Below are 20153 nucleotides of genomic sequence, written 5' to 3' on the forward strand. Positions count from 1 at the left end.
TGCAATATATTGTAACAATTCCCTCCCCCTCCCCTCAGGCGAGATCCCCGATCCCCACCCGCTGGTTTTGCAAATAGGCATACCAATCCACCATCCCGACCCCAGTTTTCGCCGATACGGGGAAAATCGTCGCTGTCGGGTTAATGGCTTGCACATTGGCGAGAGCCATAGCCTGATCAAACCCCACAGCTTCGGCAATATCTAACTTCGTGAGCAACACCACATCCGCCGATTTAAACAGCGTCGGATATTTCAAGGGCTTATCCTCCCCTTCCGTTGTCGAGAGCAACACCACCCGCAGCGTTTCCCCCAGATCATAGGCGGCGGGACAGACGAGATTGCCGACGTTTTCAATGATCAGCAGTTGTAGCCCATCGAGATCTAAATGTTGGGCGGCGGTTAACACCATATCGGCCTCTAAATGGCAGAGGGTTCCCGTCGTGATTTGAATACTGGGAATCCCCCCAGCGCGGAACCGTTGGGCATCGTTATCGGTTTCGAGATCCCCAACGACTACGCCACAGGCTAGCCCCACATTTTGGGCAGTGGCCTGTAGCAATGTGGTTTTGCCTGAACCGGGGGAGGAAATCACATTCAACACCAACAGGTTTTTGGCGAGAAAATAGCCGCGATTGCGTTCAGCAAGGCGATCGTTTTTGGCAAGGACGGATTGGGTGAGATTGAGGGTACGGGGTTGGGAATGCTCAGGGTTGTGATCATGGCGGTGACGATGGCCATGGGAATGCTTCGGGTTTTGGCCGTGATCCTGATGATCATGGTGATGGGTGTGATCCGGCGTGAGGATCGTAACACCGTTTTCGCTAACGCAGCCGCAGGTTCCACACATGATTTAAGAGACCTCCAAAGATTTGAGTTGAATTTCGCGCCCGGTGAGGGTTTGACTGACGAGGGTTTGACAGGTGGGGCATTCATAGATCCAATCTGGGGGGGAAAATTGGGTCTGGCATTGAGGGCATTGGCAGGTGACGGGGATCGTTTCGATCGCCAACTCCGCATTTGCGGCGATCGTCCCCTGGATGGCCACATCAAAGGCAAAATGCAAAGCATCGGGGACAACCCCAGAAGCGGCCCCGATCGCCATCGTTAAGCGGTGAATCTGCCGGGCATTTTGAGCCTCAGCATTGCGGAGGGCAATGGCCAGGGTTTCCGCCATTAAGCTGAGTTCGTGCATGGGGTTGCCTGGGGGGTGAGGGTGGTTTCAAGCCAGGCGATCGCCTCCTCCATAGCCTGCTGTGTCATCGCCGAAAAATGCTCCCCAAAGCTAAAATCACCAGCCGGGATCAACAACCAGGAGGCTTCCGGTATCCGGCCATAGAGTTGTTTCGTCAAGCTTAACAACAGCGGCGGCGTAAGGTGATGGCCGAGGGGGGTGAGGTGGTCATCGGCTTGAATCGGTTGAATGATCACGGGATGGTGGAGGGCAGGTTCCGGCACAGCATAGGCATCAATGAACCATACCCGTTCAACGAGGGCCAACGTCAGGGCCAGTTCCGGCGTGAGTTGATGACAGGCTTCAACCTGTAGGTGGGGGATCTGCCAATCCGCCACGGTTTGGGCGATGGCCTGACCCACCCCATCATCACAACGGAGCGTATTTCCATAACCAATCAGCAATCGGGTCATGTGGTGCAACAAACTAAGCTAGTTCTAGCCTAAAAGGGAATTGCATCCTTATCCCAATTCCTTAGAATCTCTTTAACCTTGGGATGGATGGCAACCGCACATTTATGGAATTGCGCCTCAGCAACTTGTGGGAAGAGTATCTTTACTGTTCACGATGGGAATTTTGACAATGACCGTTGCAACCTGGATCTGGCTACTGGTGGGCTTAACCCTCTGCGCCCTAGAATTCATTCTGCCGACGAAACCACAATTGCGTTTTGCGGCTCTCTTTCCCGGTCTGCTGGCCTTGATTATTTTCTTCTTTGTCTGGCGCTATAGCTTTTTTATCGATCAGCCCCAGTTACAAATTTTGTATTGGATGACCCTCTCCATGGTGTCGGTGATTTGGATCCGCCCGATGTTGTTTCCCAGAACAGGCTATCGGGAAATTGTCACCACTGAGGCGGTCAGCTTAACGGCCTTTCAGCCCGGTGAACTGGGGCGGGTGCTCTATGAGGGGGTATCTTGGCCAGCACGTTGTGAGCCAGGGAGTGGGGCCATTGCTCCCCAACAGACCCTCTACGTTCTCGCTCAGGAGGGGAACACGCTGATTGTCACCCCCAAGCTCGATCCCTAAGGAGGGGCGACAATGTTTCGCCCCCAGGTTGGCGGTGAGGACGTTCGGCCGAGCCATCGGAGGAGGAACTTAGGCGGCTAAGGGTGCTTCGCCTTGGAAAAAAGCCACTGGCCCACCATAGGCCCGCTTGAGGATGTTTTCCTCAAAAACCATCGGGCGCGGCCCCGCCGCAATGAGTTCCCGATTGAGGACGATTAAATCTTGAAAATGGGTGATGGATTCCCCTAAATCGTGGTTAACCACTAATACGGTTTTACCGGCGTTGGCCAATTCTTGGAAAATTGTGAAAATAATCGCCTCAGTTTTTTGATCCACGCCGACAAAGGGTTCATCAAAACAGAAAATTGCTGCCTCTTGGGCGAGGGAGCGGGCTAAAAACACCCGTTGCTGTTGACCGCCGGAGAGTTGCCCAAGGGGGCGATCGCCATAGTCCCCCATCCCCACCCGTTCTAGGGCGGCTCGGGCCGCTTGGCGACTCCTGGGGGAAAAGCGTCGCCCCCAACCCGTTTGCCGCACCCGTCCCATTAACACCACATCCCACACGGTGACGGGATAAGTCCAATCGATTTGGCTGCGTTGGGGGACGTAGGCGACTTGCGCCAATTGTTGCTGGAGGGGGCGGCCGTTGTAGTCAATCTGGCCGGTGGTGTGGGGGATGAGGCCGAGCATGGCTTTAATCAGGCTACTTTTACCGGCTCCATTGGGGCCAATAATGCCGGTGACGCGGCTGGGAAAAATCTCTAAGCTAATATCCCGCAGCGCTTCAACGGTGCGGTAACGAACGGCGAGGTGTTGGATGGAGAGGGTGCGATCGCTCATGGCTTGGCGGGTGGGATTCCAACCCTAGCCTAACAAAAAATGAAAACAATATGATAAAGCTTGGTGCGATCGCACCGAGGACATTGATCCAGAATTGAGGCGGAGAACAGAGCAGCGTGGGGGCGTTGGCGTAAACCTGCCGGAGGCACAAAAATTTTTCGCCCCTACATCAAGGAATGGTCAAGGCTCACAAACTCAATAAACAAAATTGAAGGGGTGATCTTGATCTCCCTATACCCTCAGGCCGTGGGTTTGGTTGGAAGCACGATAAAATAAGGGGAATCCCAAGGCTTCTGAAATGTGATCAAAACGATTCCTAAACAGCCTGAAGGCCGCTCCCGCCATCGGTGGTGGTCGAGACACATTCATTATTACTACTATCGACTGTTGCGCCTCCAGGATAGCCCAGAGGCGATCGCCCGTGGGGCCACAGTGGGTGTATTTTGGGGGTTCTTCCCCTTTTTCGGGTTACAAATGGTGCTAGCAGTGATGACAGCCACTCTAGTACGGGGCAATCGCTTGGTAGCGATGGCCACAACTTGGGTGAGTAATCCCTTCACCTATGTACCCATCTATGCCTTTAACTTCCACGTCGGCCAAATCCTGCTCCGCTTCCAAGATATCGACCTTACTGATGTGGATTGGACATCTTCAGACCTGTTTTATTTAGGGGGCAAGTTTGCCCTAACGTTGGGGCTGGGCTGTTTTGTGGTGGGGAGTATTGTAGCGATGCTCACCTACAGCTTGACGGTTCCGGCACTGTATCGGTTGCGCCGGCTCCGTCATCATCGTCGTTGTCGTTCCCGCCGTTAAGCGGGGGTCAGTTGCAGGATCAAGCTGCGGCGGTCAAAGGTTTGGACGGTGGCGGCTTTGCCTAAATCCGCCACGACCCGTTCTAGGAGTTGCGCGGCGCGATCGCGGTGTTGGTGTTCCCGACCCCGGAGGCGGACTTGAAACTTAACGGGATTGCCCTGCTCTAACCATTTAATCGCCCGGTCAATGCGCACGGTATAGTCAGAATCCCCCACATTGGGGCGCAGTTTCACCTCTTTGAGGGTGGGCTTTGAGGATTGGCGCTGGCGTTTTTTCTGTTGGTATTGATGTTTGCCATAGTCCAAAAGCTTGGCGACGGGAGCTTCTTTACTATCGGAAACGACGACGAGATCAAGACCCACTTGCTTGGCGAGGAGAAGGGCCTCACTGGTTTCCGTTAGGCCCCGGTTATTGTTTTCATGGTCGATCAGCAGCACATGGGTGGATCTGATCTGATGGTTCATGGGTTGTTTTATAGCGATAGTCCTAAGTCTCCAAATGAAAAAATAAGGGGAATTTATCCCTAGCGTAACGCAGTCTTTCCCCATCGATCTCTATCCAGCGTCAGATCATGCCTAAATATTCATATTTTTTTAAAGTTTAGGGCGATCGCCCTCCCCTTAGCAGTGGGGAGCCTTGGGAAGTTCTGTAACAATTGCTACCTTTTTTGTAACAAATGGGTTTTTGAGATGGGGCGAAGTGATATCTTGAGAACATGGCTGAAGAGATAAAACCATTCCCAAAGCATCGAAGGAGTTTATTATGTTAAACCAATCCCGCAAAGAAATCCTCCAAAACACCGCCGCCAACCACCGCGACAATCTCCGCAAGAGCTTACAGCGTCGCCTCGAAGCTGCCCGTTCTTCCGGGAATGACGATTTGGTGCGCAAACTAGAAGCGGAAGCCGAGTATTTAGGGATGAACTAGAAGAGATCCCCCCCTGCCCCCCCTTGAAAAAGGGGGGGTTTTGCATTTAACCCCCTTATTAAGGGGGTCGGCGTAGCCGGGGGGATCGTGAGCCTCAGTGCGAAGAGAGATCCCCCCTGCCCCCCTTGAAAAAGGGGGGGTTTGGTTTTCAGTGATCCGCAAGGAGCCAGAAGCCGGTGAAGGTGATGGCGGAATCGTCGGGTTGGATTAATAGGAAATGGAGGCCGTGGCTGGTTTGGCGTTGCTGCTCGTAGTGGGCGGCTCCTTGGGCCATTTCCCCATCGGCAAAGGTGACGAAGACAAAGCGATCGCTCAATCCTGCCTCTAAAATCAATCCCCCTGATTCCCCGACTTCCGTGGGGATGTAGTGGAGGGCGAAGGGTTGGACTTGATCGAGCCATTGGGCGAGGGAGCGCGATCGCCTCCCCCCATAAACCACAACTCCAGGGATGGGGGTGGTGATGCTCAATCCTTGGGCGAGGGGATCGCGGGCAATGTGTCGGTAGGGAATGGGGCGATCGCGCCACAGTTCCCAATCTCCGGCGGGGAAGGAGGCAAACCGCCATTGTTCGCCCCAGAGTTGTTCGGGGATGGCTTGGGGGGGTGGGGAGGGGATTTGGAGGAGGCTGGGGCCAAAGCGTTGGGCGAGGTGGGCTTTGATGGCGGGGGTGTGGCGGGTGGGGATGACGTTCAGGTTGAGGGGTTGGGCCGCGGTGGTGAGGAGGCCGAGGGCTTCGGGGCGAAAGAGGGCGAGGGTTCCGGTGATGTCTGCCTGTTGGAGTTGGGCGGTGAGCCAAGGGGCATTTAAGGCGCTCTGTTCAATGGTTGCGTCAATTGCGATCGTGCCGGTGGCGTTACAGAGGCAAAAATACCAACGGTTTTGTTCTGTGGGGTGGCGGTAGAGGTCTCCTTGCCAATTATCAAGCATTGTTCAATCCTCAAGGGGCAGTTTTGAGCATAACTGAAAACTGCTAGAAACTGGGTTGCCGCTATTCCCTCGTTTCCCCTGACAACAACTAGAAACCGGGTTGCGCTCTTCCCTCGTTTCTGCCTGGACTCGCACAAAAACCCGGTTTCTTATCTTGTAGAGAAGAAAGGTTCTGTCCCTTGGCTATCATAAAAGGATGGCTGGTTGGGGATAAAAGCGATGTCGTTACAGCGGTTGGCGGTGTTTGGTGGGTTGACGGTGGCGGGTTTGTTGTGCGGCGGTGCGCCGGGGATTGTGCCGATTTTGGCGGCGGCGGGGAGTAGCGTCACGGGCGGGGTTGCCGCAAATGAGTTGGGGGGTTTGCTTGATCGCCTCCGTCGGAGTGGGGATGATCTGAGCAATCACGATTTAACGAAGGCGGTGGGGAGGGCGATTGGTCGTAGCATTTTGGGGTTTGCTCAAGATCACCTTGAGGAGATTGAGAACAAGGCACTCCAAAAATTAGGGAAGGATTTACCGGAAATTTGGCCGTCATTTGTCAAGCCGCTTGTTACAGAGCAGACGTTACTGAAAGAAATTCAAGAGGCACAACTGACGGCATGGCTTACCGATCCTGAGGCCCAGCGGGGTCTTTTAGCTGTCTCAGAATGGGAAACAGCGATTACTCAATATTTTTGTCCATCGGTTGATATTGAACTCAAGCGGGACACAGTGAGGGATTTGGCTGCCCATTTACAAAATACTTTTGCGTTTGCGTTGCGGGAGGTGTTGAAGGCGGATTTTGAAACGGGGGGGAAGGCGTTCGCAGGGATGACGCTTTCGATGTTGGGGGAAATTTTAAAGACGGTGCAGGGGTTACAGTCGGCGGGAAATGGTAGCATTTCGCAGGATTTGGTGGATCAGATTCAGGCGCGATATGAGGCCCTGCACCAAAATCAGACGGTTTTTTTACAAGCAATTGCGGCACAAATTGGCCGCGATCTAGCCGATTTAAAGGCGGGTCAAACCCTGATCATTGACAAAATTGATGCGTCAACGGAACGAATTTTAGAGGCGATCGCCCAACAACCTCAACCCGCACCGCGCCCCCCAATCATCCAAAACGAACCGCGCCCCAAGGCTACCCATTGGCAGGGACGGGACGCAGAACAAGCGCAGCTTAACGCTTGGCTAGATGATGAAAATACGAAACTCTCCGGGTTGATTGCGATGGCGGGGATGGGTAAATCAACGCTGGCGGTGAAGGTGTTTGAGGATCGCGCCGATTTTGTGGGGAAAGGGTGGTTTGATTTGGGGTTTGCGCCTCGGTTTGATGGGGTGGCGCGATCGCTGTTGGACAAGTGGGGGGAGATTCCCCGTGATGTGTTGGAGCGGATGTCATCGGAGCAATTAACGGATGAATTGATCGCGCTGTTGCAAAATGAGCGGTTTTTATTGGTGTTGGATAATTTGGAATCGGTGCTGGATCAACCGGAATACGTCACGTTTTTGCAGCGGTGGGCGAATGGGGGGCGACGTAGTGAGGTGTTGATTACGTCTCAGCAGGAGCCGGAGATTGATCAAGTCTGTCCGGCTTGGTGTGTGTTGTCGGGGTTGGAGTCGGAGGAGGGGGCGAAGTTGTTGGCGGCGTTGCGGATTACGGAGCAGGAGCCGGGCAAATTAGAGGAGTTTTCGGAGTTGGTGGATGGGCATCCGTTGACGTTGACGCTCACGGCGGGGTTATTGAATAGTCAGGGGTCGCGGCAGCGGCAGAAGTCGATTGAGGAGTTGCAAAGTCCGGAGTTTGGCGATCTGTTGTCGCGGTTGGCGGGGCAGCATCGGAATCAACGGGTGCAGTTAACGGCGGTGTTGGCGGCCAATTTTGAGCGGTTATCGCCACGGGAGCGGGAGGTGTTGACGCGGTTGGCGGTGTTGCGGGGGTCGTTTGGGGAGGATGTGGTGACGGCGGCGGAGTCGGGTTTGTTTTGGGGGTTGGTAAATCGGGGGTTATTGATGGATCAGGGGGGTGAGGGGGTGACGGTGTTGCCGTTTGTGCGATCGTATTTGTTGAGCCAAGTTGATGATCTTGCGCCGTTACATCGTTGGGCGGTTGACTATTACGACGCTCGGAAAAAGCCCTATCCTTGGGATGTGTTTGAGGCAGATCGAGAACGAGAATTGGCAGATGTGCAGGCGTATTTAGAACTCTTTCATCATCATTTTGAGCTTGGGGAATATGAGCAAGCCTTTGATTTGATTTATGACGGTAAAAGCCAACGAGAATCGGTCGATGATTTTCTTGATTTGCGAGGTTTTCAACAGGAACGGATCGCGCTTTATGAACCATTGATTGAGGTGTGGTGCGATCACATCCACTTGCGTTATACATTATCTCTCGATTATTTAGGTCATGCCTATGATTCTTTAGGAAATTACACACAATCTATAAAATATCAAGAATTCTCTTTGGAAATTAAACGCCAAACCGGGAACAAATTAGGTGAGGCTAATTCCCTGAGTGATTTGGGTAATTCATATGATTCATTAGGCAATTATGAAAAAGCAATTGACTACCACAAAAAGTCTTTGTTAATTGCTCGCGAACTCAATGATGAGCGAGGAGAATCTGCCGCTTTAGGAAATACAGGAAATGCTTACTATACTTTGGGTAAACTACACAAAGCAATTGATCTTCATGAACAGCACTTAAAGCTTGCTCAAAAAATTAAAGATAGGCAAGGAGAAGCAGATGCTCTGAATAACTTGGGAAATAATTATTATCAATTAGGAGAATTAGAAAAAGCTCTTGACTATTGGATACAATCTTTATCTATAGATCGTCAACTTAAAAATAAACAAGGAGAATCTATTTCTATAGGTAATATAGGCAATATATATAGTAGTTTTGGTGATCAAACAAAAGCTATTGAACACCATAAAATATCTCTCGAAATCGCTGAAACAATTAAGTATTATCAGGGGCAAGTCACTGCTTTGGGTTGTTTGGGAGATGATTATTACTTATTAGAAGAATTCCAGAAATCCATTGATTACTATAAAAAGCAATTGTCTATTTCTAAAAAAATAAAATACAAGAAAGGGGAAATGCTTGCTTTGGAAAATCTAGGTTATGCCTACAATTCCTTGAGAGATTTCAATCAAGCTATTTACTACCACGAAAAATCTCTAGCCATTACACAGCAGATCAAAAATAGCTCACGAGAAATGAAATTACTTTTAAAGCTTTTCCCTCTTTATCTAAAAAGCTGGAAATTCAAAAAAATCTTTGCTGTCATTTTGGATATCACAAAAAACGACAAAAATCTTTCTTTAAATTCCCTACCCTATCCCCAATGGCTCAAACGCCTGATCACATTTGTCCAAACAGAAAAAGAAAAAGGCACAGCCCAATTCATTCTCCTCTGTATTCTAGGTGCATTGGCCTTTCCCCTTGCCTTCATCTGGATCGTGCTGCTGACCCTGTGGCGCATCCTCCGCCGTCCTGTTTAACCCCTAAAACTCACATTTTTAATTCCAAACCCCATGCAAAACACCCTCAACATTGATGAAACCCTACTCGCTGAAGCCCTCGCCCTCAGCGACAACCAAACCACCGAAGACATCATTAAAACCGCCCTCCAAGAATACATCCAACGCCGCCGACAACTGCAAATCATCGAACTTTTCGATACCATTGACTACGACCCAGACTATGACTACAAACAGCAGCGCAAGATATCATGAATGTTATTGTTGATACCTGTATTTGGTCATTAGCTCTGCGTCGTCAGTCTAGTGAGACCAACATAATTATTAAGCGTCAAATAGAAACACTAATTCGCAATAACCAAGTCGTCATGCTTGGCGTAATTCGTCAGGAAATTCTCTCTGGTATTCGCCAGGATAACCCATTCCTCAAACTCCGCGATTATTTACGCGCTTTTTCAGATTTTCCTGTGACAATAAAGGATCATGAAAATGCCGCAAAATTGTTCAATATTTGCCGTAAAAATGGCATTCAAGGCTCAAATACGGATTTCCTGATTTGTGCTGTTGCTCAAGCTAATAACTTTCAGATTTTCACAGTTGATCGTGACTTTGAGCAATTCAGTAATCATATTGGCATCATCAAATATGACCTCACCGAACCATAGTTAAAAATGCTAAAAACTTATCCCCTATTCACCCAAGTTAGTCTCACCCAAGACCTCCCCGAACATAACCTCAAACAAGGACAAATCGGCACAATCGTGGAACATTACCCCATGAGCGATGAAGAAGACGGCTACAGCATCGAAGGCTTCAATGTGCCTCAAGTCACCATCGAAGTCTCCGCCTCACAAATTATCCCCCACAACCCGCAAGCGCGAGAACTGGTCATCCTCACCAAACTCCGTCAACTCTCCCCCACCCAACAACAAAACCTCGAAGACTATCTCGACTTTCTTCTCCAACGGGAAAAAACAACCCTACCCTAACCCAAATAAAATAAACCATACCATCACAATTTAATGGTCAATGGAAGATTAACTAAAATTCCCCACCCATTCACACTCAAAACCCCATGCAAAACACCCTCAACATTGATGAAACCCTACTCGCTGAAGCCCTCGCCCTCAGCGACCACCAAACCACCGAAGACATCATCAAAACCGCCCTCCAAGAATACATCCAACGCCGCCAAAAACTACAAATCATCAAACTTTTCGACACCATTGACTACGACCCAGACTATGACTACAAACAGCAGCGTTATACTGTCTCCCAAACGCTGCAACCTTAGCATTATCCTTTCAATCTCAATAGAATAAAATCAACACTCTGAGCCTAGAAAAAATGTCCATTCAATACATCACCAACGAAAACGGCCAACGGGTTGGCGTGATGCTCGACCTCGCCACCTACGAACAACTCACCCATCCCCTCACCAACGACCCAGAATGCCTGCTCAACATCAGCCCCGCCGAACTCCAAGCCTTCGCCAATATCGAACTCGCCCTCAACAGTCAACAGACCCTCAACACCCTTCTGAGCAAAAATAATCAAAGCAGCCTCACCCCAACAGAAACCCAAATCCTTGATGAATTACTCGAACAAATCGATGCTCTAGCGCTGCTTAAAGCCCGTGCTAAATATACCCTTCAGCGCCGCCAAGAACTTGAAATAATGCCATGACTTATATTTCCCTGGCTTTGCGCGATCGCGTGCGTCAGCATTTTCGTGAACTATGCGCCTACTGTCACACCGCACAAACTCTCGCTGTGACTACGTTCGAGATTGAACATATTATTCCTCAATCCGTGGGGGGCAAAACCGAATTTGATAACCTATGTTTAGCCTGTCCCACCTGCAATCGCCATAAAGCCGCCCGTCAAACTGCCCTTGATCCGGAGACACAAACAGAGCGATCGCTGTTCCACCCTCATCAACAAATCTGGAATGAACACTTTGTCTGGCAAGAGGGAGGGAGTCAATTACAAGGTTTGACCCCTAACAGTAGAGCCACAATTCATCTCCTCAAAATGAACCGTCCACAATTAATCAAAATTCGTCAACTTTGGATTAAACTCAACGAACATCCCCCCGAAGGAGATTTACTTCAACTGTAGGTTAAGCTGATATGGGTTTAAATTTCTGGGCTGATCCCCTTACCACAAGGGTTTCAGAGGTCAAAACGTGCAGTTTAGATAGTGATCAGCTTAAAACGAACAACTCTCTACCAAAAAAATCACAATTACCGGCCCTTCAGCACCCAATGGCGCACCCCAATCCCCAGCATCATCCCCAGGATTAACACCGACCAAAACGCTAACCCCGACACCGTTTCTAACCCACTGATTAAATTCATGCCAAAAATGGAAGCTAAGGCAGTGATGGGGAGAAATAGCGCCGCGATGATGTTGAGGCGATCGCTCGCCCCCAACGCCGCCAAACTTAACTCCGTCTGCTCCTCAGCCCGCCGGGCGATACTATAATTCATCGCGTTACTCGTACTTTCATACAACAGGGCCAAACTGCGATTAATTTCATCAGCCCAATCCCGCAAATCGATTAAATCCGGATCATCGGGAATCCCTTCCCGCGCCGCCTGCAATGTGCTGTAGAGATTTTCACTGGCACGACGCAGGGGAGCCATGGTTTCCAAAAGTTGGAAAAAATCGGCAGCAGTTTGGGCCTGGGCATAGGCATCGCTTAGGGTGTTTTCCGCATCACTGTAAGCTTGCAAATGCTTAATCAAGGGCTTTAAACCATATTGACCGCCACTACTTTGCCATTGGCCAGAGGGCGATCGCCAAAAAAATACCGCCCGCCGCTCCGAATCCTGAGCTTGGGGGGCAGCATGGAGCACCAAAAGCAAATGCCCTTCGGCCACCATCGCCCGTTGTTTCCCGGCACTGCGTTGGCCCAAGCGGTTTTTGATTGTTGTGGGCAAGGCCCAAGAACTGGGAAGTTTACTCATCGTGATTTAACATAAAGTTTTAAATCCAGCTTGATTAAAATGCCGATCAAAAGTCAAGGCCATGTTAATGTTTCTTTCCTGCATCACGATAAATGAGATACAATCTACCAGACCCCAGGTTTGATCGCGTCTATTTTTATACAAATCAAATCCTCGATCAAAAAGTCCTGGAGTTAAACGGATAATTTTCACATTTTCTGATTCAAAAAAATCTTCAATAATCTGAATTGCTTCCGATTTATAGCGGCGAGATAAAGCATTAGAGATTTCAAGAATGACTGCATCAGTAATGACCAGAAGTTGACTATCATACTCATCAGCAATCGATAAAGCTTGTTGATGATATTGATCTCGAACATTTACCAATGCAATAATGAATGATGTATCAACAAATATTTCAATCGGCATCAATCCCTTTTTCTCCATCTAGATATAAATTGACATTGGTCGCAAAATCAACAGGCCCTTCAATTTTTACTTTTTTTAATTTTGTAAATAAACTGTCGTTTTTGATGGAAGAAGATTGTGAAAAGTTTCTGATCATTTCATAAAGTTCTGTTAGCTTGTCCTCTTCTATATTGGCAATTTCTTGATAAATCAATTGTTTGATATTCATGATTTTTTAAGTAAAAATTAGAACTACGTTGAATTTGTACAATTGCACTGAAGCAGAAACTCACTGTCGGCTTGCAAGCTGCCCCATCAAAAACATTGGCCAAGGGACGCTCTCCAACTCCCCCCCATTTTAGGCCAACCGCTAGAAAATCCACCCCAGTCCGCTATCACTCAACAGAGCGAAGAACACGGGGGAGCATTAGACTAGATACGGCCCTCTTTTGTAAAATGCCATGAGCGAACCGAAAAGCTACAAAGACACCGTTAACTTGCCCCAGACCGATTTTAATATGCGGGCCAATGCCGTCGCCCGTGAGCCGGAACTGCAAGCCTTTTGGCGGGAAACCCAGATTTATGAACAGCTAGCGGCGGAAAATCCGGGCGATCGCTTCGTCCTCCACGATGGCCCCCCCTACGCCAACGGCACGCTCCACATGGGCCACGCCTTAAACAAAATTCTCAAAGATATTATTAATAAATATAAACTCCTCCAGGGCTACAAAGTCCGCTACGTCCCCGGTTGGGACTGCCACGGCCTGCCTATTGAATTAAAAGTTATTCAGACCCTCAGCCGAGAAGAACGCCAAAGCCTTAGCCCTTTGGAATTGCGCCAAAAAGCGAAAGAGTTTGCCTTGGGCATCATCGATAACCAGCGGGAAGGCTTTAAACGCTTTGGCATTTGGGGGGATTGGGAGAATCCCTATTTAACGCTCAATCCCGAATACGAAGCGGCGCAAATTGGCGTATTTGGGCAAATGGCCCTCAATGGTTACATCTATCGCGGTTTGAAAGCCGTCCATTGGAGTCCTAGCTCTAAAACCGCTTTGGCAGAAGCGGAACTCGAATATCCCGATAATCACGTTTCCCAGAGCATTTACACCGCTTTCCCCATCACCAGCCTCGCATCCACGGCCAACCTTGGGGAATTCCTGCCGGATTTAGGCGTGGCGATCTGGACGACGACCCCCTGGACAATTCCCGGCAACCTGGCCGTTGCCGTCAATGGCCAGCTTACCTATGCTGTTGTCGAGGCGGCTGAACCGCTTTGTGGTTGCCGTTATCTGATTGTGGCCTTAGATTTAGTGGCAACCCTAGCGGCTAAATTTAAAACGGAACTGACTGTTAAAACCACCGTGCTAGGGGCAGCGTTGGAGCATTGCACCTATCGCCATCCCCTCTTTGACCGGGAAAGCCCCGTCGTGATTGGCGGCGATTACATTACCACGGAATCCGGGACGGGCTTAGTCCACACTGCCCCCGGCCATGGTCAGGAGGACTTTATCACGGGGCAAAAATACGGCTTGCCGATTCTTTCCCCCGTCGATGGGGATGGCAACTTTACTGCTGAGGCGGGGCCGTTTGTGGGGTTGAATGTGTTGAAAGATGCCAATGGCGCAATTATTGCCGCCTTGACCGAAGCCCAGGCCCTGATCCTCGAAGAAGCCTATAACCATAAATATCCCTACGATTGGCGCACGAAAAAACCAACAATTTTCCGCGCAACGGAGCAGTGGTTTGCCTCCGTTGCCGGGTTCCGGGAGCAGGCGTTAGAGGCGATCGCCGCCGTCCAATGGATTCCCCCCCAAGGACAAAACCGGATCACCCCCATGGTGAGCGATCGCGCCGATTGGTGTATTTCTCGCCAACGCAGTTGGGGGCTACCGATCCCGGTGTTCTACGATGAAACCACGAATGAACCGCTGTTAAATGCGGAAACCATCGCCCACATTCAGGGGATCATTGCCGAGCGGGGTTCCGATGCTTGGTGGGAGTTATCGGTGGAGGAATTGCTGCCCCCCAGCTACCGCAACAATGGCAAGACCTACCGCAAGGGCATGGATACGATGGATGTGTGGTTTGATTCCGGTTCCTCTTGGGCGGCGGTGGCCCAGCAACGGCCGGAATTAAAATATCCCGTTGATCTCTATTTAGAAGGCTCCGATCAACATCGCGGTTGGTTCCAATCCAGCCTCCTCACCAGCGTCGCCACCCATGGCCATGCCCCCTATAAAACTGTTCTTACCCATGGCTTTGCCCTCGATGAAAAGGGCCATAAAATGAGTAAATCCCTGGGGAATATTGTCGATCCGCTGGTGATTATCAATGGCGGCAAGAATCAGAAACAGGAGCCGCCCTATGGGGCGGATGTGTTGCGCCTTTGGGTTTCTTCGGTGGATTATTCCTCCGATGTCCCCATTGGCAAAACGATCCTCAAGCAACTCTCAGACGTTTATCGCAAAATCCGCAACACCGCCCGCTTTTTATTGGGCAACCTCCACGATTTTAACCCTGCCACCGATGCTGTTCCCTACGACGAATTGCCGGAACTGGATCGCTATATGCTCCATTGTATTGATGGCGTGTTTAGTGAGGTAACAGCGGCCTTTGAGAGTTACCAATTCTTTAAATTCTTCCAAACGGTGCAAAATTTCTGCGTCGTCGATTTATCGAATTTCTACCTCGATATTGCTAAAGATCGCCTCTATATTTCCGCCCCCACGGCGGCCCGGCGGCGCAGTTGCCAAACGGTGCTGGCCATTGCCTTGGAAAATTTAGCGAAGGCGATCGCCCCCGTCCTTTCCCACATGGCGGAAGATATTTGGCAATTCCTCCCCTATCCTACCCCCCATGATTCCGTGTTTAAAGCCGGTTGGGTCAAAACCGATCGCCAATGGCAACAGCCAGAATTGGCCCGCAAGTGGGAGCAGTTGCGAGAATTGCGCGATGGCGTGAATCAGGTGATGGAGCAGGCCCGCAGTGGGAAGGCGATCGGCGCTTCCCTAGAGGCAAAGCTATTGCTCCATGTTGCCGATGTTACCCTAGCAGAGCAGTTGGCGGCCTTTAACCCCCGTGAATCCCTGGTGGGCAATGGCGTGGATGAGTTGCGCTATTTGTTCCTCGCCTCTCAGGTGGAATTATTGCCCAATGCCGAGGCGATTACGGCTCTGGATTACCACAGCGTTAACGAAACGGTGGCGGTGGGCATTGTCACCGCCACGGGCCAGAAGTGCGATCGCTGCTGGAATTATTCGGAAACCGTCGGGCAGTTAGCCGATGATCCGACATTGTGCGATCGCTGCGGGGCGGCCCTAGCGGGGCATTTCTAGCTGTCGCTTTGATCACCGTTGCCCTTGGGTCAAACTGCTAAAATCGGTTATGCTCCTGGGCAATTGGTGATCATTGCCTGCTCATCTGGAATCCGCTTAATCATGGGAGGGCGAAAGATTTTTCGCCCCTACACAGATCAACGGGGGCGAAAAATTTGTGCCTCCGGCAGGCTTACGCCAACGCCCCTACCTATACCCATTCCCGATCACTATGACTGTATCCCCTTCCCTTCCTCCCCCAGCCATTCGCCCCACCCCCATTAACTGGATTCGCGAAAATCTGCTGACCCCCTGGTATAACGGCGTGATTACCGTCGTCGTGGGGGGCGGTTTTTTGTGGGCGGCCTATGGATTCCTGACTTGGGTATTCACCCAAGCCCAATGGCAGGTAATTGAGGCGAACCTCCACCTCTTCGCCACGGGTCGCTATCCCAATGAGGAATATTGGCGGCTCTGGGTGGCGTTGGGGGTAATCATGACCCTAGCGGGGATTTCCTGGGGAGTGGTAGCCCGCAATGTGACGCTGTTTAGCCGCAATGTGTTGATCGGGTTGGCGATCGCCGCCCTCCTCTGTTTCTTAATCCCCACACCGATTGTACCCTGGCGATTGCTGATTGTTGGGATGTTATTAATCCTCACCGCAGCAGCTTGGATAGGGCAAAAAATCGGCCAAAAAGTACCGCAAATGGGGCAATACACTTCCCTAGCCTGGATTGGTTCATTCCTGATGTATTTCTGGTTAATCGGCGGCAATTTGGGCTTAACTCCGGTGAAAACCAATGAGTGGGGCGGGCTAATGCTGACGGTGTTCATGGCGGTGATTAGTATTGCCCTCTGTTTTCCCATTGGTGTGATTGTCGCTTTGGGGCGGCAAAGTGATTTGCCGGTGGTGCGATTTTTTTCGGTGATTTATATCGAGGTGATCCGGGGCATCCCCTTAATTGCCATCTTGTTTATGGGCCAGGTGATGATTCCCCTCTTTTTACCCGAAGGCATGCGGCCGGATCGGATTTTGCGGGCGATTATTGGCTTAACACTATTTAGTTCTGCCTATTTGGCGGAGAATGTCCGGGGCGGTTTACAGTCGATTCCACGCGGTCAGGAAGAAGCGGCCAAAGCGTTGGGATTAAATCCGCCGTTAACGGTTTCACTGATTATTTTACCCCAGGCCATTAAGGCAGTTATTCCCACAATTGTTGGACAATTTATTAGTTTATTTCAGGATACAACACTGCTGGCAATTGTTGGTTTAGAGGAATTATTGGGCATGAGCCGCTCGATTTTAGCCAACCCCAATTTTATCGGTCGCTTTGCAGAGGTTTATTTAGCCGTAGGGGTGATGTATTGGGCGGTGTGTTATGCGATGTCCTTAGGGAGTCGCTATGTCGAGAAAAAGCTCAATACGGGTCATTAATCTTAGCTTGCTACGGAGTTTTTACCAATCAAATCAAGCACAGTCTAGCGCCGTTAGTGAGGTGAGGGGGCGGACTAAAGTCTGCGCTATGAACAGTCACTGCGCTTAATGATTAAGGGAAAGGCGACATGATGATTCGCAAAGTCGAAATCCGAGGCTTCAAGTCCATTCACTCCACCACTCTGGAACTCGGCAGAGTCAATTGCTTGATTGGTGCCAATGGAGCGGGCAAAAGCAACCTACTGGAAGCCTTGGGGGTCTTGGGAGCCGCCGCCAATGGAGTCGTCGATGATGAAAGCTTACTGCGTCGGGGTGTGCGGGCAGGTTTACCCCGGCTGTATAAAAGTTCCTTTATCACAGATCGCACTCCCGCTCACATTGCCATTGGGGTAACAGGCTCAAACAACGAAGCCTATCGTGTTTCTTTACTGAACCCTCTTGACTCACCCGAACTCGCTTGGTCTTATAAAACTGAAGTCCTCAGCGATGGCCATGAAGAGATCCTTTCGGATGGTATTCGCAACAAGAAAAACCTTAATCCCAAAGCCGGGTTGGCTGCTTTGCAGTTGGTGGATCTAGACCCCAATAATGCCGCTGCTCAACTCATGAAGTGCCTCCAGGAATTTGCCATTTATTGCCCGAATACCCCTGTCTTGCGGGGCATTGTCCCCGACCAACAATCACGCATCCCCCTCGGTCTCAGCGGTGGACAACTTGCCGAAGGGTTTGCTGCCCTGGGCCAGTACTTAGAGGCCAAAGGGGAAACAGGTGAGGATATTTTGGATCAAGTGCTGGAGTTGATCGACTGGGTGAGTGAGATTGAAACCACCAGTTATGGAACTAACCTGCTATCGCCCAAAGTGCCTCGGACGAAGCTCCTGCTTAAATTCCGCGATCGCTTCATGAACAAAAGCCGCAATGAACTCACTGCCTACGATGCTAGCGAAGGCGCATTGTACGTCATCTTTACGGCGGTGCTTTGCCTTCTACCCCAAGCTCCCCGCTTATTGGCGGTTGATAATCTGGATCAAGCCCTGAATCCTCGGCTATTGGTACGGTTGATTTCTCGTCTTTGTGGCTGGCTTGAGGATAGTGGGGGCGATCGCCAACTCCTGTTAACGGTTCATAATCCCGCTGCCCTTGATGGTCTAGACTTACTGAATTCTGAGGTGCGTTTGTTTATGGTGGAGCGCAATAGCAACGGTCAAACCTGTATTCGCCGCCTCACACTCACCCCCGAACTCACTAAACTCAACCAGCAATATCCCCTCTCACGTCTCTGGATTATGGGGCATCTCGGAGCGGTTCCCAATGTCTAATCCGTTAAAAATTGCCCTAGTCGCCGAAGGGCCAACGGATTTAGTCGTGATTGAAGCCGCCATGAAAGCCGTTTTGCCCCATCCATTCATCCTGACGCTCCTGCAACCTGAAGCGACTCAGCCGCAAATGGGAAACGGTTGGGGCGGTGTGTTGAAATGGTGTCACGGGGCGCAACAGAGGCATCATGGCTCCCTAGATACTGACCCCACAATGATGGGTTTTGATTTGCTGATTATTCATATAGATGTGGATGTCTCGACTTTGAAATATGAAAACTGTGGAGCAGCGGTGACGGAACTAGCGCAGCAGAACAACTGGGGAACTCTCCCCTGCTCACAGCCCTGTCCTCCCGTAGCCGATACGGTGGATGCGCTCATGGGCGTGATGCAAAGCTGGTTAGGAGCGGCTACTCCGGGAGATCAGACGATTTTTTGCTTGCCTGCTCAGTCATCCGGTACTTGGCTAGCCGCAGCGATACTCTCTCCGAAGCATTCCCTCCTGACTGGAGGCGAGTGTGATGTCAATCTAGAGGATGGACTGAAACGACTACCCAAGGAACAACGCATCAAGAAGAAGCGAGATTACCAACTTCATGCGCCTCGGATTACGGAGCAATGGGATCAGGTCAAAGCATTGTGCAGCCAAGCTGCTCAGTTTGAGCAAACTGTATTGACTGCGCTTAATTCCCTATCATTAGGATTGAGTGAATCATCAGGAGGTGGTGATGACAGCTAAAGATCAAACTTTGCATTATTTAGGAACTGCTCCCAATGGCTGGGCCGTCAATGAAACGGTGGCGGATATCACGCGATCGCCCCTCCCTCCCCAGATCATCACCTTACCCACCGCATCGAAAACCCTGCGGTTGGATCTCGCCAAAACCGCCCTGTTGGTGATTGATATGCAAAATGATTTTTGCCATCCCGATGGCTGGCTGGCTCACATTGGCGTGGATATTACGCCGGCCCGCGCCCCCATTAGCCCCCTGCAAACATTATTGCCGAAATTGCGATCGCACCACGTTCCCATCCTCTGGGTCAACTGGGGCAACCGTCCCGACCTGCTCAATGTGGGGGCAGCAACGCGCCATGTTTACAATCCCACGGGGGTCGGTGTGGGGTTAGGGGATCCCTTGCCGATGAATCAGGCGCGGGTCTTGGAATCGGGAAGTTGGGCGGCGGCGGTGGTGGATGAGTTAACCATTGAGCCGGGGGATATTTGCGTTGATAAATACCGGATGAGCGGGTTTTGGGATACGCCGTTACAGAGTATTTTGCAAAATTTGGGGCGCACAACGTTGTTATTTGCCGGGGTGAATCTGGATCAATGCGTATTAGTGACGCTTCAGGATGCCAGTTTTCTTAACTATGATTGCATTCTTTTAGCCGACTGTGCCGCCACGACTTCCCCGGATTTTTGCCGGGAAAGTACACTCTACAATGTAAATCAATGCTTTGGTTTTGTGGCAGATTCTCCTGCGTTATTGGCGGCCATGGGCGATCGCCCCTAAA

General features: G+C 50.6%; 24 protein-coding genes. 15 read left to right on the forward strand and 9 right to left on the reverse strand.

Annotated features, from left to right (window positions below; translation table 11 throughout):
* Positions 1–34 precede the first annotated feature (34 nt).
* The 3 genes from hypB to VB712_RS02180 are packed head-to-tail and all read right to left on the reverse strand — an operon-like array spanning position 35 to position 1644.
* Positions 35–847: a hydrogenase nickel incorporation protein HypB gene (gene hypB / locus VB712_RS02170; protein ID WP_323251664.1), complete on the reverse strand. Its 813-nt coding sequence runs from the start codon at positions 845–847 to the stop codon at positions 35–37.
* Positions 848–850: 3 nt separating this feature from the next.
* Positions 851–1192 carry a hydrogenase maturation nickel metallochaperone HypA gene (hypA, locus tag VB712_RS02175; RefSeq protein ID WP_323251665.1) on the reverse strand — a complete coding sequence of 114 codons (342 nt, stop codon included), beginning with the start codon at positions 1190–1192 and terminating at the stop codon, positions 851–853.
* Positions 1174–1644, reverse strand: a complete 471-nt coding sequence (locus VB712_RS02180) for a hydrogenase maturation protease (RefSeq protein WP_323251667.1) — start codon at positions 1642–1644, stop codon at positions 1174–1176. Before VB712_RS02180 ends, hypA begins: the two co-directional genes overlap by 19 nt.
* Positions 1645–1813: 169 nt before the next feature.
* Here VB712_RS02180 and VB712_RS02185 point away from each other — a divergent pair, with 169 nt between their 5' ends.
* On the forward strand, positions 1814–2260 hold the full coding sequence (locus VB712_RS02185) for an NfeD family protein (protein ID WP_323251668.1): 447 nt from the start codon (positions 1814–1816) through the stop codon (positions 2258–2260).
* Between the two features lie 69 nt (positions 2261–2329).
* On the opposite strand, the gene VB712_RS02190 is transcribed toward VB712_RS02185, so the two are convergent.
* Positions 2330–3079: a metal ABC transporter ATP-binding protein gene (locus tag VB712_RS02190; protein WP_323251670.1), complete on the reverse strand. Its 750-nt coding sequence runs from the start codon at positions 3077–3079 to the stop codon at positions 2330–2332.
* A 300-nt stretch (positions 3080–3379) separates the two neighbouring features.
* Between VB712_RS02190 and VB712_RS02195 the strand changes: the two genes are divergently transcribed.
* The gene (locus VB712_RS02195) at positions 3380–3892 is read left to right on the forward strand and encodes a DUF2062 domain-containing protein (protein ID WP_323251672.1); all 513 of its coding nucleotides are present in this window, start codon (positions 3380–3382) and stop codon (positions 3890–3892) included.
* On the opposite strand, the gene infC is transcribed toward VB712_RS02195, so the two are convergent.
* Positions 3889–4356: a translation initiation factor IF-3 gene (gene infC, locus VB712_RS02200; protein WP_323251674.1), complete on the reverse strand. Its 468-nt coding sequence runs from the start codon at positions 4354–4356 to the stop codon at positions 3889–3891. The genes VB712_RS02195 and infC overlap by 4 nt on opposite strands.
* A 298-nt stretch (positions 4357–4654) precedes the next feature.
* Here infC and VB712_RS02205 point away from each other — a divergent pair, with 298 nt between their 5' ends.
* A complete protein-coding gene (locus VB712_RS02205; protein WP_323251676.1) occupies positions 4655–4819 on the forward strand; it encodes a hypothetical protein in 165 nt (54 codons plus the stop codon).
* A gap of 148 nt (positions 4820–4967) precedes the next feature.
* Here the strand turns inward: VB712_RS02205 and VB712_RS02210 are convergent, their stop codons facing one another.
* Positions 4968–5747 carry a Tab2 family RNA-binding protein gene (locus VB712_RS02210; protein ID WP_323251678.1) on the reverse strand — a complete coding sequence of 260 codons (780 nt, stop codon included), beginning with the start codon at positions 5745–5747 and terminating at the stop codon, positions 4968–4970.
* Between the two features lie 219 nt (positions 5748–5966).
* Between VB712_RS02210 and VB712_RS02215 the strand changes: the two genes are divergently transcribed.
* The 7 genes from VB712_RS02215 (at position 5967) to VB712_RS02245 (ending at position 11335) form a co-directional block, all read left to right on the forward strand.
* Entirely contained in the window at positions 5967–9236 is a 3270-nt protein-coding gene (locus VB712_RS02215; RefSeq protein WP_323251680.1) for a tetratricopeptide repeat protein, read from the forward strand.
* Between the two features lie 33 nt (positions 9237–9269).
* Entirely contained in the window at positions 9270–9470 is a 201-nt protein-coding gene (locus VB712_RS02220) for a type II toxin-antitoxin system VapB family antitoxin (RefSeq protein ID WP_323251682.1), read from the forward strand.
* Positions 9467–9880, forward strand: a complete 414-nt coding sequence (locus VB712_RS02225; RefSeq protein ID WP_323251684.1) for a PIN domain-containing protein — start codon at positions 9467–9469, stop codon at positions 9878–9880. The genes VB712_RS02220 and VB712_RS02225 overlap by 4 nt, the downstream gene beginning before the upstream one ends.
* Before the next feature lie 6 nt (positions 9881–9886).
* Positions 9887–10204 carry a DUF4926 domain-containing protein gene (locus tag VB712_RS02230; RefSeq protein ID WP_323251686.1) on the forward strand — a complete coding sequence of 106 codons (318 nt, stop codon included), beginning with the start codon at positions 9887–9889 and terminating at the stop codon, positions 10202–10204.
* 86 nt (positions 10205–10290) lie between these two features.
* Positions 10291–10509, forward strand: a complete 219-nt coding sequence (locus VB712_RS02235) for a type II toxin-antitoxin system VapB family antitoxin (protein WP_272116552.1) — start codon at positions 10291–10293, stop codon at positions 10507–10509.
* Positions 10510–10562: 53 nt separating this feature from the next.
* Positions 10563–10901 carry a hypothetical protein gene (locus VB712_RS02240; protein ID WP_323251689.1) on the forward strand — a complete coding sequence of 113 codons (339 nt, stop codon included), beginning with the start codon at positions 10563–10565 and terminating at the stop codon, positions 10899–10901.
* On the forward strand, positions 10898–11335 hold the full coding sequence (locus VB712_RS02245; RefSeq protein WP_323251691.1) for an HNH endonuclease: 438 nt from the start codon (positions 10898–10900) through the stop codon (positions 11333–11335). The genes VB712_RS02240 and VB712_RS02245 overlap by 4 nt, the downstream gene beginning before the upstream one ends.
* A gap of 125 nt (positions 11336–11460) precedes the next feature.
* On the opposite strand, the gene VB712_RS02250 is transcribed toward VB712_RS02245, so the two are convergent.
* Genes VB712_RS02250 through VB712_RS02260 form a run of 3 tightly spaced genes read right to left on the reverse strand, consistent with a single transcriptional unit; the run spans position 11461 to position 12802 of the window.
* Positions 11461–12186 (reverse strand): CorA family divalent cation transporter, encoded by a 726-nt coding sequence (locus VB712_RS02250; RefSeq protein ID WP_323251693.1) that lies wholly within the window; start codon positions 12184–12186, stop codon positions 11461–11463.
* Positions 12187–12192: 6 nt separating this feature from the next.
* Complete coding sequence (locus tag VB712_RS02255; protein WP_323251695.1) at positions 12193–12594, reverse strand: type II toxin-antitoxin system VapC family toxin; 402 nt, start codon at positions 12592–12594, stop codon at positions 12193–12195.
* Positions 12584–12802 carry a hypothetical protein gene (locus tag VB712_RS02260; protein WP_323251697.1) on the reverse strand — a complete coding sequence of 73 codons (219 nt, stop codon included), beginning with the start codon at positions 12800–12802 and terminating at the stop codon, positions 12584–12586. Before VB712_RS02260 ends, VB712_RS02255 begins: the two co-directional genes overlap by 11 nt.
* A gap of 232 nt (positions 12803–13034) precedes the next feature.
* Between VB712_RS02260 and ileS the strand changes: the two genes are divergently transcribed.
* From ileS to VB712_RS02285, 5 genes are all read left to right on the forward strand, one after another.
* Positions 13035–15908, forward strand: a complete 2874-nt coding sequence (ileS, locus tag VB712_RS02265; protein ID WP_323251700.1) for an isoleucine--tRNA ligase — start codon at positions 13035–13037, stop codon at positions 15906–15908.
* 211 nt (positions 15909–16119) lie between these two features.
* Positions 16120–17322 carry an amino acid ABC transporter permease gene (locus VB712_RS02270; protein ID WP_323251702.1) on the forward strand — a complete coding sequence of 401 codons (1203 nt, stop codon included), beginning with the start codon at positions 16120–16122 and terminating at the stop codon, positions 17320–17322.
* Positions 17323–17453: 131 nt separating this feature from the next.
* On the forward strand, positions 17454–18641 hold the full coding sequence (locus VB712_RS02275; RefSeq protein WP_323251704.1) for an AAA family ATPase: 1188 nt from the start codon (positions 17454–17456) through the stop codon (positions 18639–18641).
* Positions 18634–19377 (forward strand): hypothetical protein, encoded by a 744-nt coding sequence (locus VB712_RS02280; protein WP_323251706.1) that lies wholly within the window; start codon positions 18634–18636, stop codon positions 19375–19377. Before VB712_RS02275 ends, VB712_RS02280 begins: the two co-directional genes overlap by 8 nt.
* Positions 19367–20152 (forward strand): cysteine hydrolase family protein, encoded by a 786-nt coding sequence (locus VB712_RS02285; protein WP_323251708.1) that lies wholly within the window; start codon positions 19367–19369, stop codon positions 20150–20152. The genes VB712_RS02280 and VB712_RS02285 overlap by 11 nt, the downstream gene beginning before the upstream one ends.
* The last annotated feature ends 1 nt before the right edge of the window (position 20153 follow it).

Source organism: Spirulina sp. CCNP1310, from assembly GCF_034932185.1.
Classification (GTDB): domain Bacteria; phylum Cyanobacteriota; class Cyanobacteriia; order Cyanobacteriales; family Spirulinaceae; genus Spirulina.